This window comes from Shewanella olleyana, assembly GCF_023283825.1.
Taxonomy (GTDB): domain Bacteria; phylum Pseudomonadota; class Gammaproteobacteria; order Enterobacterales; family Shewanellaceae; genus Shewanella; species Shewanella olleyana.
Window position 1 is genome coordinate 1 of the sequence record NZ_JAKILD010000047.1, and the last position, 16,017, is coordinate 16,017.

A 16,017-nucleotide genomic window follows, 5' to 3' on the forward strand; every position below is an offset into this window, starting at 1 on the left:
ATCCGTGAAGGTGGCCGTACTGTTGGTGCTGGTGTTGTAGCTAAAATCGTTGCTTAATAGCGACCTTTAGTAAACACTTTAAAAAGGAAGCTTCGGCTTCCTTTTTTGTTTTACAGATTTTTTTTAAGTTTTGCTTATGTTCTCTAGTGGTGACCTTGCGAACTGACTAGAATAAGAATACAATCTATGGCCGATTTTTGACCCTGAGCTGATGCTTTTCGTGACTAAATTCGGAAGTACTATTTGATAAAATGGTACATATTTATCAAATTTAAGCTCAGGTCTTAGTGAGTAACGGAACCAACCGATGACGACAAATACTGAAAACCAGAATAATTCTCTGGATATTGTAAAGTGGGGCATTGCAGTTATATTGATTGCCGCCGCTGTTATTGGCAACCAAGCATTTGGCGAAGCCAGTGTAGTAGTACGCGCATTAGGCGTAATTGTTGCCTTTGTTATTGCAGGCTTTATTGCTCTGCAAACTGTGAAAGGTAAAGAAGCTTTATCTTTTGCTCGTGAAGCTCACATTGAAGTACGTAAAGTGGTTTGGCCTACGCGTCAAGAAGCGCTAAACACAACATTCATTGTTCTTGCTGCAACAGCTGTCGTAGCCGTTATCCTTTGGGGTTTCGACTGGGTACTATTGCGCGTTGTTAACCTAATTACTGGCGTATAGGCATTTACATGACTGAAACAACAGAAGCTAAAAAAAGATGGTATGTCATTCAAGCATTCTCAGGCTATGAAGGCCGAGTAGTAAAAACCTTGCTTGAACATATTAAGATGCACAACATGGAAGATTACTTCGCTGAGGTTTTAGTACCTACAGAAGAAGTAGTTGAAATGCGTGATGGTCAACGTCGCAAAAGCGAACGTAAATTCTTCCCTGGCTACGTACTAGTCCAAATGGAAATGAATGACGAAAGCTGGCACTTAGTGAAAAGCATTCCACGTGTAATGGGCTTCATTGGTGGGACTTCAGATCGTCCAGCACCAATTTCAGATAGAGAAGCGGATGCCATTCTTCAGCGTTTACAAGATACCGTTGAGTCTCCAACTCATCGCGTTATGTTTGAACCTGGTGAAGTTGTTCGTGTTAACGATGGTCCATTTGCTGACTTTAATGGCACTATTGAAGAAGTTGATTACGATAAGAACCGCGTTAAGGTTTCAGTAATGATCTTCGGTCGTTCTACACCTGTGGAGTTAGACTTCCAACAAGTTGAAAAGAACTGATTAAATTAAATACAAATAGTATTTGTTTGCGGGTGCGGATTTTAGTATAATCCGCACCCGTTGTTTTCAAGGGGAGCTCATTGGCATGTAGCCGATAGCGTTTGAACCCAAATTGAGGAAATGTCGACATGGCAAAGAAAATTGAAGCTTATATTAAGCTACAAGTAGCAGCTGGCGCTGCAAACCCGTCTCCACCAGTTGGTCCTGCTCTAGGTCAAAAAGGTGTGAACATCATGGAATTCTGTAAAGCATTCAACGCTCGTACTGAAAAGTTCGACAAAGGTATGCCGATTCCTGTAGTTATCACAGTTTACAACGATCGTTCTTTCACGTTCGAAACTAAGACACCTCCAGCATCTTTCTTATTATTGAAAGCTGCAGGTATCAAGTCTGGTTCTGGCCGTCCAAATACCGAAAAAGTTGGAACTATCAAGCGTAGTGCTGTGCAAGAAATTGCAGAAGCTAAAGCGACTGATATGACTGGTGCTGATGTTGAAGCTATGATGCGTTCAATTGAAGGTACTGCACGTTCAATGGGTTTGGTAGTAGAGGACTAATATAATGGCAAAGCTAACTAAGCGCATGCGCGTAATCCGCGAGAAAATCGACGGAACTAAAAGCTACGATATCAACGAAGCTGTTTCTTTACTAAAAGAACTTGCTACTGCTAAATTCGTAGAAAGTGTTGACGTTGCTGTTAACCTAGGTATCGATCCTCGTAAATCAGATCAAAACGTTCGTGGCGCTACAGTATTACCACATGGTACTGGCCGTGAAGTTCGTGTTGCTGTGTTCACACAGGGCGCAAACGCTGAAGCAGCTAAAGAAGCTGGTGCAGAGTTAGTTGGTATGGACGAGCTAGCTGCACAAGTTAAAGCTGGCGAAATGAACTTCGACGTAGTTATCGCATCTCCAGATGCAATGCGCGTTGTTGGTCAGTTAGGTCAAATCTTAGGCCCACGTGGTCTTATGCCTAACCCTAAAACTGGTACAGTAACGCCAAATGTTGCTGAAGCAGTTAAAAATGCCAAAGCCGGTCAAGTTCGTTACCGTAACGACAAGAATGGCATTATCCACACTACTATCGGTAAAGTGGATTTTGAACCAGCACAGCTTAAAGAAAACTTAGAAGCGTTAGTCGCGGCACTGAAAAAGGCTAAGCCTGCAGTTGCTAAAGGCGTATACGTGAAAAAAGTAAGCATCTCTACCACTATGGGTGCAGGTGTAGTTATCGACCAGGGTACTCTGGAAGAAGCTAAGTAATATACAAAGGGTGCGGGTTAGTGTATAATCCGCGCACTTTGTGGGTTGAGGTCTGTTTTTGACAATGTTAAAAACAGGTTTCCGTCCAAGACCGTAGGTGTTTTCTTAGGATAACTTAATTTCCTACGTAGACGGTGTCAGACCCCCCAGATAGATTTTGTTCTGCTGGAAATCTGCACCGTAAGTCGTTAAACACATAAGTGTTTAATATGGTAAATACTAGGGATATCCCTAGGTAGAATCCAGGAGTAAAGCCAATGGCATTAAGACTCGAAGACAAAAAAGCGATTGTTGCTGAAGTCAACGAAGCAGCCAAAGGTGCTTTATCTGCAGTTGTTGCCGATTCACGCGGTGTAACTGTAGGTGATATGACCGGTCTGCGTAAAGCAGCTCGTGAAGCTGGTGTTTATGTACGTGTAGTACGTAACACATTAGTTAAACGCGCTGTAGCTGGTACTGATTTTGAGTGCCTGTCTGACACGTTTACTGGTCCTACTTTAATTGCATTTTCTACTGAGCACCCAGGTGCTGCAGCGCGTCTTCTAAAAGATTTCGCAACTGCACAAGAAAAGTTTGAAATTAAAGCAGCAGCCTTTGAAGGGGAAGTAATCCCTGCAGCAGATATTGATCGTTTAGCGAAATTACCAACTTACGACGAAGCATTAGCTCAGTTGATGATGACTATGAAAGAAGCATCTGCTGGCAAGTTTGTTCGTACATTGGCCGCTCTTCGCGATCAAAAAGAAGCAGCTTAATATTTTATTAGCCGCTTAAATTAATTGAATTCAGTACAATAGGAATTTTTTGTTATGTCTATCACAAAAGACCAAATCTTAGAAGCTTTCGCAGAAATGTCTGTAATGGAAGTTGTTGAACTTATCGAAGCAATGGAAGAAAAATTCGGCGTTTCAGCTGCTGCAGCAGTAGTTGCTGGCGGCGCAGAAGGCGGCGCAGCTGCTGCTGAGCAAACCGAATTTGACGTTGTTATGACTTCTTTCGGTGCTAACAAAGTTGCTGTTATTAAAGCACTTCGTGGCGCTACAGGTCTTGGCCTGAAAGAAGCTAAAGCAATGGCTGAATCTGCTCCAGTTGCAGTTAAAGAAGCTATCACTAAAGAAGAAGCAGAAGCCCTTAAAGGCGATTTAGAAGCTGCTGGCGCTGAAGTAGAAGTTAAGTAAGTTATACTCTAACTTACCACCTCCCGAGAAATCGGGTGGAGGCTGGCGGTTTTTTGACCGTCGGCCTTTTTTGCGCTATATGCGCAGGCGATTTTTTATTCACCGTTTGTCGCCAGTTATTAGCAGTTCCTAGCAGAGATTACTGGTTAGGTTCTTGCCATCAACGGTGATGGGCAAACGTGCTGATTTAATCTTTGTATTATTTCAGTCTTGGTCACATCTCGTAAGTAGAGGAAACCCATGGTTTACTCCTATTCTGAAAAGAAGCGTATTCGTAAAGACTTTGGCAAAAGCCCAAAAGTTTTGGATATTCCGTACCTATTGTCTATTCAATTAGACTCTTTTAAGAAGTTCACCGATCAAGATCCTACGGGTGAACGCGGCTTTGAAGCTGCATTCCGTAGCGTTTTTCCCATCAAGAGCTTTTCTGGCAACTCTGAACTGCAATATGTCAGTTACAAGCTAGGTGAGCCAGTTTTTGATGTGAAAGAGTGTCAGATCCGCGGTGTTACATATTCAGCTCCATTACGCGTTAAATTGCGTATGGTTTTATATGACCGTGAAGCTGCACCAGGCACAGTTAAAGATATTAAAGAGCAAGAAGTCTACATGGGTGATATCCCATTGATGACTGATAACGGTACTTTTGTAATCAATGGTACTGAGCGTGTTATCGTGTCTCAGTTACACCGTTCTCCAGGTGTATTCTTTGATCATGACCGTGGTAAAACCCACTCTTCTGGTAAGGTGCTTTATAACGCACGTATTATTCCTTACCGTGGTTCATGGCTTGACTTTGAATTTGATCCAAAAGATGCCTTATTTGTACGTATTGACCGTCGCCGTAAATTACCAGCGACTATCATCCTTCGTGCATTAGAGTTTTCTACTCAAGAGATCTTAGACTTATTCTTTGAACGTATTGAGTTCAAGATTAAGCAAGATTCACTTGTTATGGCACTTGTGCCAGATCGCCTTCGTGGTGAGACTGCAAGCTACGACATCAAAGACACAGATGGCAACTTATTAGTTGAAACTGGTCGTCGTATTACTGCTCGTCACATCAGACAGCTTGAAAAATCCAACACAACTGAGCTTGAAGTACCAGTTGATTACATTGTTGGTAAATATGCTGCTCAAGATTACATTGATGAAGATACTGGTGAAGTACTTGTTAGCGCAAATGCTGAAATCACCCTTGAAGATCTAGCTAAGCTTTCTTTAGCGGGTATAAAAGAAGTTGATACTTTGTTTATCAACGATCTTGATCATGGTGCATACATTTCTGACACATTACGTATTGATTCGACAACTAATCGCCTAGAAGCTTTAGTTGAAATCTACCGCATGATGCGTCCTGGTGAGCCACCAACCAAAGATGCAGCTGAAGGCTTATTCCAGAACTTGTTCTTCAGTGAAGAACGTTATGACTTATCTAAAGTAGGTCGTATGAAGTTCAACCGTCGTCTTGAGATCTCTAAAGATGAAGGTGCTGGCGTACTGTCTAAAGAAGACATCGTACACGTTATGAAAAAAATCATCGAAATCCGTAATGGTTACGATGAAGTCGACGATATTGACCATCTTGGTAACCGTCGTATTCGTAGCGTTGGTGAAATGGCTGAAAACCAATTCCGTGTTGGTCTAGTTCGTGTTGAGCGTGCTGTTCGTGAACGTCTATCTTTAGGCGATCTAAACGAGCTTATGCCACAAGATCTAATCAATGCTAAGCCTATCTCTGCGGCAGTGAAAGAATTCTTTGGTTCTTCACAATTGTCACAGTTTATGGATCAAAACAACCCATTGTCAGAAGTAACGCATAAGCGTCGTATTTCTGCACTTGGTCCTGGTGGTTTGACACGTGAACGTGCTGGTTTCGAAGTACGTGACGTACATCCAACTCACTACGGTCGTTTATGTCCGATTGAAACGCCTGAGGGACCAAACATTGGTCTAATTAACTCATTGGCAAGTTTCGCACGTACAAACTCGTACGGCTTCCTAGAAACCCCTTACCGCAAGGTGGTTGATAGTGTAATTACTGATGAAGTTGAATATTTATCAGCAATTGAAGAAGGTCGTTATGTGATTGCACAGGCAAACATCGAACTTGATTCTTCAAACCGTATGCTTGAAGAACAAATTGCTTGTCGTCATAAAGGTGAATCTACCTTTATGCGTGCTGCTGACATCCAGTATATGGATGTATCACCACAACAGATTATTTCTGTTGCGGCATCACTAATTCCGTTCTTAGAACACGATGATGCTAACCGTGCATTGATGGGTGCCAACATGCAACGTCAAGCCGTTCCAACTTTACGCGCTGATAAGCCGCTAGTTGGTACTGGTATTGAACGTACTCTTGCTGTTGACTCAGGTGTTGTTGTAGCTGCGAAACGTGGCGGTGTTATCGATTATGTTGATGCAAGCCGTATCGTAGTGAAAGTTAACGAAGCAGAATTGACTCCAGGTGAAGCTGGTATCGATATCTACAACTTAACCAAATACACTCGTTCTAACCAAAACACTTGTATTAACCAACGTCCTTGTTGTTCTGTTGGTGACCCAATTGTTCGTGGTGATGTATTAGCCGATGGCCCGTCTACCGATTTAGGTGACTTGGCACTTGGTCAAAACATGCGTATCGCATTCATGCCTTGGAATGGTTATAACTTCGAAGATTCGATCTTAATCTCTGAGCGCGTAGCGCAAGAGGATCGTTTCACTACTATTCATATCCAAGAGCTTTCATGTATTGCTCGTGATACGAAACTAGGTAGCGAAGAAATTACTGCTGATATTCCAAACGTAGGTGAATCTGCTCTATCTAAATTAGATGAGTCAGGTATCGTTTACATTGGTGCAGAAGTTAAAGGCGGCGACATTCTGGTTGGTAAAGTGACACCTAAAGGTGAAACTCAGCTGACTCCAGAAGAGAAGCTATTGCGTGCAATCTTCGGTGAAAAAGCTTCTGATGTTAAGGACAGTTCATTACGTGTTCCTAACTCAGTTAAAGGTACTATCATCGATGTTCAAGTTTTCACTCGTGACGGTATCGAAAAAGATAAGCGCGCGCTTGAAATTGAAGAAATGCATGTTAGCCAAGCTCGTAAAGATCTAGGTGAAGAGTTCGAAATCCTTGAAGAAGGTGTTTTGAGCCGTGCACGTAACTTATTACTATCTGCAGGTTTCTCTCAAGCTAAATTAGCTGAGTTGCCACGTAAAGATGTGTTAATTCAAGTTATCGATGACGAAGCTAAGCAAACTGAGCTTGAGCAATTAGCTGAGCAACATGAAGAGCTTAAGGCTGACTTCGATAAGAAGTTCGAAGTTAAACGTCGCAAAATCACTCAAGGTGATGACTTAGCACCTGGCGTACTTAAGATTGTTAAGGTTTACCTTGCAGTTAAACGTACTATCCAGCCTGGTGATAAGATGGCAGGTCGTCACGGTAACAAAGGTGTAATCTCTAAGATTTGCCCTATCGAAGACATGCCATACGATGAAACTGGTGATCCAGTTGATATCGTACTAAACCCATTGGGCGTACCATCGCGTATGAACATTGGTCAGGTACTAGAAGTTCACTTAGGTGCTGCTGCTAAGGGTATCGGTAATCGTATTACTGCTATGCTTGAAGAGCAACGTGAACTTGCTGAACTGCGCGACTACATCCGCCAGGTATATGAATTAGGTGACGAAGTTCTTCAGAAAGTCGACATCAACTCATTCACTGACGATGAAGTATTGCGTCTGGCTAAAAACCTTAAAGGTGGTTTACCAGTTGCTACGCCAGCTTTCGATGGTGCTAAAGAGAAAGAGATCAAGCAAATGCTTGAACTTGCAGGCTTACCTGAATCAGGCCAGTTAACATTATGTGACGGCCGTACCGGTAACGAATTTGAGCGTAAAGTAACTGTAGGTTACATGTACATGCTCAAACTGAACCATTTAGTTGATGACAAGATGCACGCCCGTTCTACCGGTTCGTACAGCTTAGTTACACAACAACCATTGGGCGGTAAAGCTCAATTCGGTGGTCAGCGTTTCGGTGAGATGGAAGTATGGGCACTAGAAGCATACGGTGCAGCATATACTCTTCAGGAAATGCTTACGGTTAAGTCAGATGACGTTAACGGTCGTACTCAGATGTATAAAAACATCGTCGACGGTAACCATCAGATGCATCCAGGCATGCCTGAGTCTTTCAACGTATTGTTGAAGGAAATTCGTTCACTTGGTATTAATATCGAGTTGGATCAAGAGTAAGCATCGCTCTTAAGCAATGTTTGGTAACCAAGGATGCTTTGCTTAGCAAAGCATCTGGTTTAACTCCTTCAGGAGAGAAACGTGAAAGACTTATTAAAGTTTCTTAAACAGCAAAGCAAGACTGAAGAATTTAACGGCATCAAAATTGGTTTGGCTTCGCCAGACCTGATCCGTTCTTGGTCTTTTGGTGAAGTTAAAAAGCCAGAAACCATTAACTACCGTACTTTCAAACCTGAACGTGAAGGTTTGTTCTGTGCGCGTATTTTCGGTCCTGTAAAAGATTACGAATGTTTGTGTGGTAAATACAAACGTTTGAAGCACCGTGGTGTTATTTGTGAGAAGTGTGGCGTTGAAGTTACACAGACTAAAGTACGTCGTGAGCGTATGGGTCATATTGATCTTGCAAGCCCAGTTGCACATATTTGGTTCTTGAAATCACTTCCGAGTCGTATCGGTTTGATGCTTGATATGACGTTACGTGATATTGAGCGCGTACTGTATTTTGAATCTTTCGTTGTGATCGAGCCTGGCATGACCAGCCTTGAACGCGGCCAAATGCTGACAGAAGAAACATATCTTGATGCATTAGAAGAATACGGTGACGAGTTCGAAGCTAAAATGGGTGCAGAAGCAGTCTTAGACTTGCTACGTGCAATCAATTTAGAAGAACAAATTGATCAAATGCGTGAAGAGTTACCGTCAATTAACTCTGAAACCCGTCGTAAGAAGGTCACTAAGCGCCTTAAACTGATGGAAGCATTCTTCACTTCTGGCAACAAGCCTGAGTGGATGATCTTAAAAGTTTTACCAGTTCTACCACCTGATTTACGTCCTCTAGTTCCACTAGATGGCGGACGTTTTGCTACATCTGATTTGAACGACCTTTACCGTCGTGTAATCAACCGTAACAACCGTCTTAAGCGTCTATTAGATCTAGCTGCACCAGACATTATCGTACGTAACGAAAAGCGTATGTTACAAGAGTCTGTAGATGCACTATTAGATAATGGTCGTCGTGGTCGTGCTATTACCGGTTCTAACAAGCGTCCGCTTAAATCTTTGGCTGATATGATCAAAGGTAAGCAAGGTCGTTTCCGTCAGAACTTACTTGGTAAGCGTGTAGATTACTCTGGTCGTTCGGTTATTACCGTAGGTCCTACTTTACGTCTGCATCAGTGTGGTCTTCCTAAGAAGATGGCACTTGAGCTATTCAAACCATTCATCTATGGCAAGTTAGAAGGTCGTGGTTTAGCTACGACTATTAAAGCTGCTAAGAAAATGGTTGAGCGCGAACAGGCTGAAGTATGGGATGTACTAGACGAAGTGATTCGTGAACATCCAGTCATGCTTAACCGTGCACCAACACTTCATAGACTTGGTATTCAAGCATTTGAACCAGTTCTTATTGAAGGTAAAGCAATCCAATTGCATCCATTAGTATGTGCGGCGTATAACGCCGACTTCGATGGTGACCAAATGGCTGTGCACGTACCATTAACGCTTGAAGCTCAATTAGAAGCTCGTTCGTTAATGATGTCGACTAACAACATTCTTTCTCCAGCGAATGGTGAGCCTGTTATTACTCCGTCACAAGACGTTGTATTAGGTCTTTACTACACAAGCCGTGAATGTGTTAATGGTCGCGGTGAAGGCATGGCATTTATGTCAGTTGATGAAGTTGAAAAGGCTTACGCTACTGGCGCTGCAGAATTGCACGCACGCGTTAAAGTTCGTTTAACTGAAACAACGATTGATGCTAACGGCGAGAAAACACAAACACTGAATGTAGTTGATACTACAGTTGGTCGTGCGTTGTTATCACAGATCCTGCCAGAAGGCTTACCATTTGAACTGGTTAACCAGAACATGGGTAAGAAGCAGATCTCGAAATTGCTGAACACTTGTTACCGTACACTAGGTCTTAAAGATACTGTTATCTTTGCTGACCAATTAATGTATACCGGTTTCCGTTATGCGACTATCTCTGGTGCCTCTGTTGGTATCAACGATATGGTTATCCCGGATGAGAAGTATACTTTAGTTGAAGAAGCTGAACGTGAAGTGCTTGAAATTCAAGAGCAGTTCCAATCAGGTCTTGTTACCGCTGGTGAGCGTTACAACAAAGTAATCGATATTTGGGCAAGCACCAACGATAAAATCTCTAAAGCGATGATGGACAACTTGAAGAAAGAAGTTGTTATTAATCGTGATGGTGAGGAAGAAGAGCAAGATTCGTTTAACAGCATCTATATGATGGCTGACTCGGGCGCTCGTGGTAGTGCTGCACAGATTCGTCAGTTGGCCGGTATGCGTGGTCTGATGGCTAAGCCAGATGGCTCAATCATCGAAACCCCAATTACTGCTAACTTCCGTGAAGGTTTGAACGTATCACAATACTTCATCTCTACTCACGGTGCGCGTAAAGGTCTTGCCGATACCGCACTGAAAACAGCTAACTCGGGTTACCTAACTCGTCGTCTTGTTGATGTTGCACAAGATTTAGTTGTAATTGAAGATGATTGTGGTTCAGTGGGTGGCTTGACTATGAAGCCGTTGATCGAAGGTGGTGATGTTAAAGAGCCACTTCGTGAACGTGTTCTAGGTCGTGTAGTGTCTGTTGACGTACTTGAGCCTGGTACAGAAAAAGTACTTGCCCCACGTAACACATTACTAGATGAAGCTTGGTGTGATCTATTAGAAGAACATAGCGTCGATGAAGTTATCGTTCGTTCTGTTATTTCTTGTGAAACCGACTTTGGTGTGTGTGCTGCTTGTTACGGTCGTGATTTAGCACGTGGTCATATCATTAACCACGGTGAAGCAATCGGTGTTGTAGCTGCTCAGTCAATTGGTGAGCCAGGTACACAGCTTACGATGCGTACCTTCCACATTGGTGGTGCAGCGTCTCGTGACTCTGCTGCAAACAATGTTCAAGTTAAGAACAGTGGTACTTTGAAGCTTCATAACGCTAAACACGTTACAAGCATCGAGAACAAACTGGTTATCGTATCGCGTTCTTCTGAAGTTGCGATTATTGATGAACTTGGCCGTGAGAAAGAGCGTTACCGTGTACCTTACGGGACAGTGCTAGAGCAACTAGAAGATACGGAAGTGACTTCAGGCGCAATTATTGCGAACTGGGATCCACATACTCACCCTATCATTTCAGAAGTTGCGGGTACGGTTAAATTTGTCGATATGATTGAAGGCGTTACTATGACGCGTCAAACAGACGACTTAACTGGTCTTTCTTCAGTTGTTGTTATCGATCCAGGTGCTCGTCCTACTGCAGGTAAAGAAATGCGTCCAGCTATCCGTCTAATCGACGCTGCTGGCAATGATCTAATGATCCCTGGTACAGAAGTACCAGCGCAATACTTCTTACCGGGTAACGCGATTGTAGCTAAAGATGATAACGCGCAAATCAACGTTGGTGACGCATTAGCACGTATTCCTCAAGAATCGTCTAAAACACGCGATATTACCGGTGGTCTGCCACGAGTTGCTGACTTGTTCGAAGCTCGTAAGCCAAAAGAACCTGCTATTCTTGCTGAAATCTCAGGTACCATTTCGTTTGGTAAAGAGACAAAAGGTAAAGTACGCCTAGTCATCAGCCCAGCTGATGGTAGCGAGCATTACGAAGAGATGATCCCTAAGTGGCGTAATCTTAACGTGTTCGAAGGTGAAAAAGTTGAACGTGGTGAAGTTATTGCTGACGGCCCAGAGGCTGCACATGACATCTTACGTTTACGTGGTATCCATCATGTTGCTAACTATATTGTTGATGAAGTCCAAGACGTTTACCGTCTACAGGGTGTAAAAATCAACGATAAGCATATTGAAGTTATCATTCGCCAAATGCTACGTAAGTGTTTGATCACTGATGCTGGTGATTCAAACTTCTTAGAAGGCGAACAAGCTGAAGTTGCTCGTGTGAAGATTGCTAACCGTGAGCTTGAAGCTCAAGGTAAAGCACCTGCGAAGTTCGAGCGTGAATTATTAGGTATTACCAAAGCTTCTTTGGCTACTGAATCATTCATCTCAGCTGCATCGTTCCAAGAAACGACGCGTGTACTAACTGAAGCTGCTGTTGGTGGTAAGAGTGATCAATTACGTGGTCTGAAAGAAAACGTAATCGTTGGTCGTCTAATCCCAGCTGGTACTGGTTATGCGTATCACACCGCTCGTAACGAAGCGCGTGCTAATGTTAAAGATGAGGGTGCAGAAGCACCTGTAATCACTGCGAGTGAAGCAGAGAAGAACTTAGCCGACTTACTTAACTTGGCCGGAAGTGCCGACTAAAGTAAACGTTATGTTAAAAAAAGGCGCCTTTGGCGCCTTTTTTATTGGAAATTGCACGAAAAGTTGTCTATTTCTTGACAGTTGGCCATTACCTTTCTAAACTTTCGCGTCCCATCATAGTGGGATATAGATTTTTCACACAAAATTGTTGAGATTATTCAACTGAACGGAGCTATTCATGGCAACTGTAAACCAGTTGGTACGTAAGCCTCGCTCGCCAAAAGTCGAAAAGACTAATGTGCCAGCGTTGGATTCGTGTCCACAAAAACGTGGTGTTTGTACTCGTGTTTACACTACAACACCTAAAAAACCTAACTCTGCACTACGTAAAGTAGCACGTGTTCGCTTAACTAACGGTTTCGAAGTTACTTCGTACATCGGTGGTGAAGGTCACAACTTGCAGGAACATAGTGTAATTCTAATCCGTGGCGGTCGTGTTAAAGATCTACCGGGTGTGCGTTACCACACTATTCGCGGTGCATTAGATTGTGCTGGCGTTAGTGCTCGTCGCCAAGGCCGTTCTAAGTACGGTGCTAAGCGTCCTAAGTCATAACTTGTCCGTTTAAGTAAGGCCAAGCTAGTTATAAATATTCCAGTTTTGGAAATACCTGAAGCATACGGAGAATTGTTATGCCAAGACGTCGCGTTGTAGGACAACGTAAAATCCTACCAGATCCAAAGTTTAAAAGTGAGTTGCTGGCTAAGTTCATCAACGTCATTATGGTTGACGGTAAAAAGTCAACTTCTGAAAAAATTATCTACAAGGCACTTGATGTTGTCGCTGAAAAGAAAAGCGAAGATCATTTAAGTATCCTTGAAGCAGCTCTTGATAACGTTCGCCCTTCAGTCGAGGTTAAATCTCGTCGTGTTGGTGGTTCTACTTATCAAGTACCATGTGAAGTTCGTCCAGTGCGTCGTAACGCACTAGCGATGCGCTGGTTAGTTGAAGCTGCTCGCAAGCGTGGTGAAAAATCTATGGCTCTACGTCTAGCAGGTGAAATGTTAGATGCATCTGAAAACAAAGGTACTGCTGTTAAGAAGCGTGAAGACGTGCATCGCATGGCTGAAGCTAACAAAGCCTTTGCTCATTACCGTTGGTAATTTGATGGAGTGGGCGTTAGCCCACTCCATATTGTTGATATTTTCTAAGGCAATTGCTTTAGGTGAGAGGGTATAAATAGTGGCTCGTACAACCCCAATTGAGCGTTATCGTAATATCGGTATTGTTGCTCATGTGGATGCAGGTAAAACTACCACAACAGAACGTGTTCTGTTCTATACCGGTTTGTCTCATAAAATCGGTGAGGTGCATGACGGCGCCGCTACTACTGACTGGATGGTACAAGAGCAAGAGCGTGGTATTACTATTACGTCTGCTGCTGTCACTACTTTCTGGCGTGGTATGGATGCTCAATTCACCGAACATCGCATTAATATCATCGATACCCCAGGTCACGTTGATTTTACTATTGAAGTAGAGCGCTCTTTACGCGTACTTGATGGAGCCGTAGTTGTATTCTGTGGTTCGTCAGGCGTTGAGCCTCAATCAGAGACTGTTTGGCGTCAAGCTAACAAGTATGAAGTGCCCCGTATTGTGTTCGTCAATAAGATGGATCGTGCAGGTGCTGACTTCGATAGTGTCATTGGCCAAATCCGTAATCGCTTAGGTGCTACATGTGTTCCGATTCATTTGAATATCGGCGCAGAAGAGGACTTTAAAGGGGTTATTGATTTAATTAAGATGAAAGCAATTAACTGGTCTGAAGAAGATCAGGGCGTTTCTTTCGCTTATGAAGAAATTCCTGCAGATCTTTTAGCTAAGGCTGAAGAGATGCATGAGTATCTAGTGGAAAGTGCTGCAGAAGCTTCTGATGAATTAATGGAAAAGTACCTTGAAGAAGGCACTTTAACCGAGTCAGAAATTAAGCAAGCATTACGTCAGCGCACAATCAATAACGAAATCGTTTTAGCAACTTGTGGTTCTGCTTTTAAGAACAAAGGTGTTCAAGCGGTGTTAGATGCGGTTGTTGACTTCCTTCCATCACCTATTGATGTCCCTGCAATTAAAGGGATTGACGAGAGTGAAAATGAAGTTGAACGCCCATCAGACGATAATGCACCTTTTGCTGCATTAGCGTTTAAGATTGCGACTGATCCATTTGTTGGAACTTTAACCTTTATACGTGTATATTCAGGCGTACTTGAGTCGGGTGCAGCAGTTTACAATTCTGTAAAACAGAAGCGTGAACGTGTAGGTCGAATCGTGCAAATGCATGCAAATGATCGTACTGAACTGAAAGAAGTTCGTGCTGGTGATATTGCCGCGGCTATTGGTTTAAAAGAAGTGACAACTGGCGATACTCTTTGCGCAAACGATCACAAAGTGATTCTAGAGCGTATGGAGTTTCCAGAACCTGTAATTACCATTGCCGTTGAGCCTCGCTCTCAAGCAGACCAAGATAAAATGGGGATTGCGCTACAAAAGTTAGCGGCTGAAGATCCTTCTTTTAGAGTGGAAACTGATGAAGAGTCAGCTCAAACATTGATTTCTGGAATGGGTGAATTACATTTAGATATTATCGTTGACCGTATGCGTCGCGAATTTAATGTCGAATGTAACGTAGGTAAACCACAAGTTTCCTATCGAGAAACCATTCGTTCTTCAGTTGAAGTGGAAGGTAAGTTCATACGCCAATCAGGTGGACGTGGTCAATTTGGCCATGTTTGGTTGAAAGTTGAACCATCGGGAGATGGCAACGGCTATGTTTTTGTCAATGAAATTGTAGGTGGTGCAGTTCCTCGTGAATTCATTCCTTCAGTAGACAAAGGTATTGAAGAGCAGATGAAAAACGGTGTTTTAGCCGGTTATCCTATGCTCGATGTGAAAGTAACATTATTTGACGGTTCATATCATGATGTGGACTCCAATGAGATGGCTTTCAAAATTGCTGGTTCAATGGGCTTCAAAAAGGGCGCGCTCGAAGCAGACCCTGTGTTACTAGAACCTACAATGAAAGTGGAAATTACCACTCCTGAAAATAATATGGGCGATGTAGTAGGTGATTTAAACCGACGTCGTGGACTTATTGATGGGATGGATGATGGTTTGGGTGGTGTTAAAATTATCCATGCAACTGTTCCACTTTCAGAAATGTTTGGTTATGCAACTGATTTGCGAAGTGCAACTCAGGGGCGTGCTTCATACTCTATGGAGTTTGCTAAGTACGCTGATGCACCATCAAACATTGCAAAAGCAATAATTGAATCACGCACCTAATATTAAGTTAGGTGCTTAACTAAATGTTATATAGCTCGTAATCGAGCACTTCTGAAAAGAAAGGAATATATCGTGGCTAAAGAAAAATTTGAACGTAATAAACCACACGTAAACGTGGGTACAATTGGTCACGTCGACCATGGTAAAACAACGCTTACTGCTGCAATCTCAGCTGTTTTAACCAAAACTTACGGTGGTGAAGTTAAAGATTTCGCACAAATCGATAACGCTCCAGAAGAGCGTGAGCGCGGTATTACAATTAATACTTCTCACATCGAATATGACACACCTACACGTCACTACGCACACGTAGATTGTCCTGGTCACGCCGATTATGTTAAAAACATGATTACTGGTGCTGCTCAAATGGATGGCGCTATCTTAGTAGTTGCTGCTACAGATGGTCCAATGCCACAAACACGTGAGCACATCTTGCTTTCACGTCAGGTTGGCGTACCTTTCATCATCGTATTCATGAACAAATGT

General features: G+C 42.9%; 12 protein-coding genes. All 12 read left to right on the forward strand.

The annotated features are described in order from the left end of the window. Window positions 1–307: 307 nt before the first annotated feature. Window positions 308–679 (forward strand): preprotein translocase subunit SecE, encoded by a 372-nt coding sequence (secE, locus tag L2735_RS19260; protein WP_055026517.1) that lies wholly within the window; start codon window positions 308–310, stop codon window positions 677–679. 8 nt (window positions 680–687) lie between these two features. Then, window positions 688–1,239 carry a transcription termination/antitermination protein NusG gene (nusG, locus tag L2735_RS19265; RefSeq protein ID WP_248986240.1) on the forward strand — a complete coding sequence of 184 codons (552 nt, stop codon included), beginning with the start codon at window positions 688–690 and terminating at the stop codon, window positions 1,237–1,239. Window positions 1,240–1,367: 128 nt separating this feature from the next. Next, entirely contained in the window at window positions 1,368–1,796 is a 429-nt protein-coding gene (gene rplK, locus L2735_RS19270; protein WP_248986241.1) for a 50S ribosomal protein L11, read from the forward strand. 4 nt (window positions 1,797–1,800) lie between these two features. Beyond that, a complete protein-coding gene (gene rplA, locus L2735_RS19275; protein WP_102529398.1) occupies window positions 1,801–2,502 on the forward strand; it encodes a 50S ribosomal protein L1 in 702 nt (233 codons plus the stop codon). A 257-nt stretch (window positions 2,503–2,759) separates the two neighbouring features. Next, window positions 2,760–3,257, forward strand: coding sequence for a 50S ribosomal protein L10 (gene rplJ / locus L2735_RS19280; protein WP_248986242.1), 498 nt, complete (start codon window positions 2,760–2,762; stop codon window positions 3,255–3,257). A gap of 54 nt (window positions 3,258–3,311) precedes the next feature. Further along, the gene (gene rplL / locus L2735_RS19285; RefSeq protein WP_102529396.1) at window positions 3,312–3,680 is read left to right on the forward strand and encodes a 50S ribosomal protein L7/L12; all 369 of its coding nucleotides are present in this window, start codon (window positions 3,312–3,314) and stop codon (window positions 3,678–3,680) included. Window positions 3,681–3,920: 240 nt separating this feature from the next. Next, window positions 3,921–7,952 (forward strand): DNA-directed RNA polymerase subunit beta, encoded by a 4,032-nt coding sequence (gene rpoB, locus L2735_RS19290; RefSeq protein WP_248986243.1) that lies wholly within the window; start codon window positions 3,921–3,923, stop codon window positions 7,950–7,952. Window positions 7,953–8,033: 81 nt separating this feature from the next. Then, window positions 8,034–12,254, forward strand: coding sequence for a DNA-directed RNA polymerase subunit beta' (gene rpoC, locus L2735_RS19295; protein WP_248986244.1), 4,221 nt, complete (start codon window positions 8,034–8,036; stop codon window positions 12,252–12,254). Window positions 12,255–12,432: 178 nt separating this feature from the next. Next, on the forward strand, window positions 12,433–12,807 hold the full coding sequence (gene rpsL, locus L2735_RS19300) for a 30S ribosomal protein S12 (protein ID WP_102529393.1): 375 nt from the start codon (window positions 12,433–12,435) through the stop codon (window positions 12,805–12,807). Window positions 12,808–12,884: 77 nt separating this feature from the next. After that, window positions 12,885–13,355, forward strand: a complete 471-nt coding sequence (gene rpsG, locus L2735_RS19305) for a 30S ribosomal protein S7 (protein WP_102529392.1) — start codon at window positions 12,885–12,887, stop codon at window positions 13,353–13,355. Between the two features lie 79 nt (window positions 13,356–13,434). Next, the gene (gene fusA, locus L2735_RS19310; protein ID WP_248986245.1) at window positions 13,435–15,531 is read left to right on the forward strand and encodes an elongation factor G; all 2,097 of its coding nucleotides are present in this window, start codon (window positions 13,435–13,437) and stop codon (window positions 15,529–15,531) included. A gap of 72 nt (window positions 15,532–15,603) precedes the next feature. Next, on the forward strand, window positions 15,604–16,017 hold a 414-nt coding region (locus L2735_RS19315), incomplete at its 3' end, for a GTP-binding protein (RefSeq protein ID WP_248986246.1).

What these genes read in the sequence shown, in the direction of transcription:
- rplK (WP_248986241.1), top strand. Translation starts at nt 1,368, where the DNA reads ATGGCAAAGAAAATTGAAGCTTATATTAAGCTACAAGTAGCAGCTGGC.
- rplL (WP_102529396.1), top strand. Translation starts at nt 3,312, where the DNA reads ATGTCTATCACAAAAGACCAAATCTTAGAAGCTTTCGCAGAAATGTCT.
- secE (WP_055026517.1), top strand. Translation starts at nt 308, where the DNA reads ATGACGACAAATACTGAAAACCAGAATAATTCTCTGGATATTGTAAAG.
- rpoB (WP_248986243.1), top strand. Translation starts at nt 3,921, where the DNA reads ATGGTTTACTCCTATTCTGAAAAGAAGCGTATTCGTAAAGACTTTGGC.
- rplJ (WP_248986242.1), top strand. Translation starts at nt 2,760, where the DNA reads ATGGCATTAAGACTCGAAGACAAAAAAGCGATTGTTGCTGAAGTCAAC.
- nusG (WP_248986240.1), top strand. Translation starts at nt 688, where the DNA reads ATGACTGAAACAACAGAAGCTAAAAAAAGATGGTATGTCATTCAAGCA.
- rplA (WP_102529398.1), top strand. Translation starts at nt 1,801, where the DNA reads ATGGCAAAGCTAACTAAGCGCATGCGCGTAATCCGCGAGAAAATCGAC.
- rpsG (WP_102529392.1), top strand. Translation starts at nt 12,885, where the DNA reads ATGCCAAGACGTCGCGTTGTAGGACAACGTAAAATCCTACCAGATCCA.
- rpsL (WP_102529393.1), top strand. Translation starts at nt 12,433, where the DNA reads ATGGCAACTGTAAACCAGTTGGTACGTAAGCCTCGCTCGCCAAAAGTC.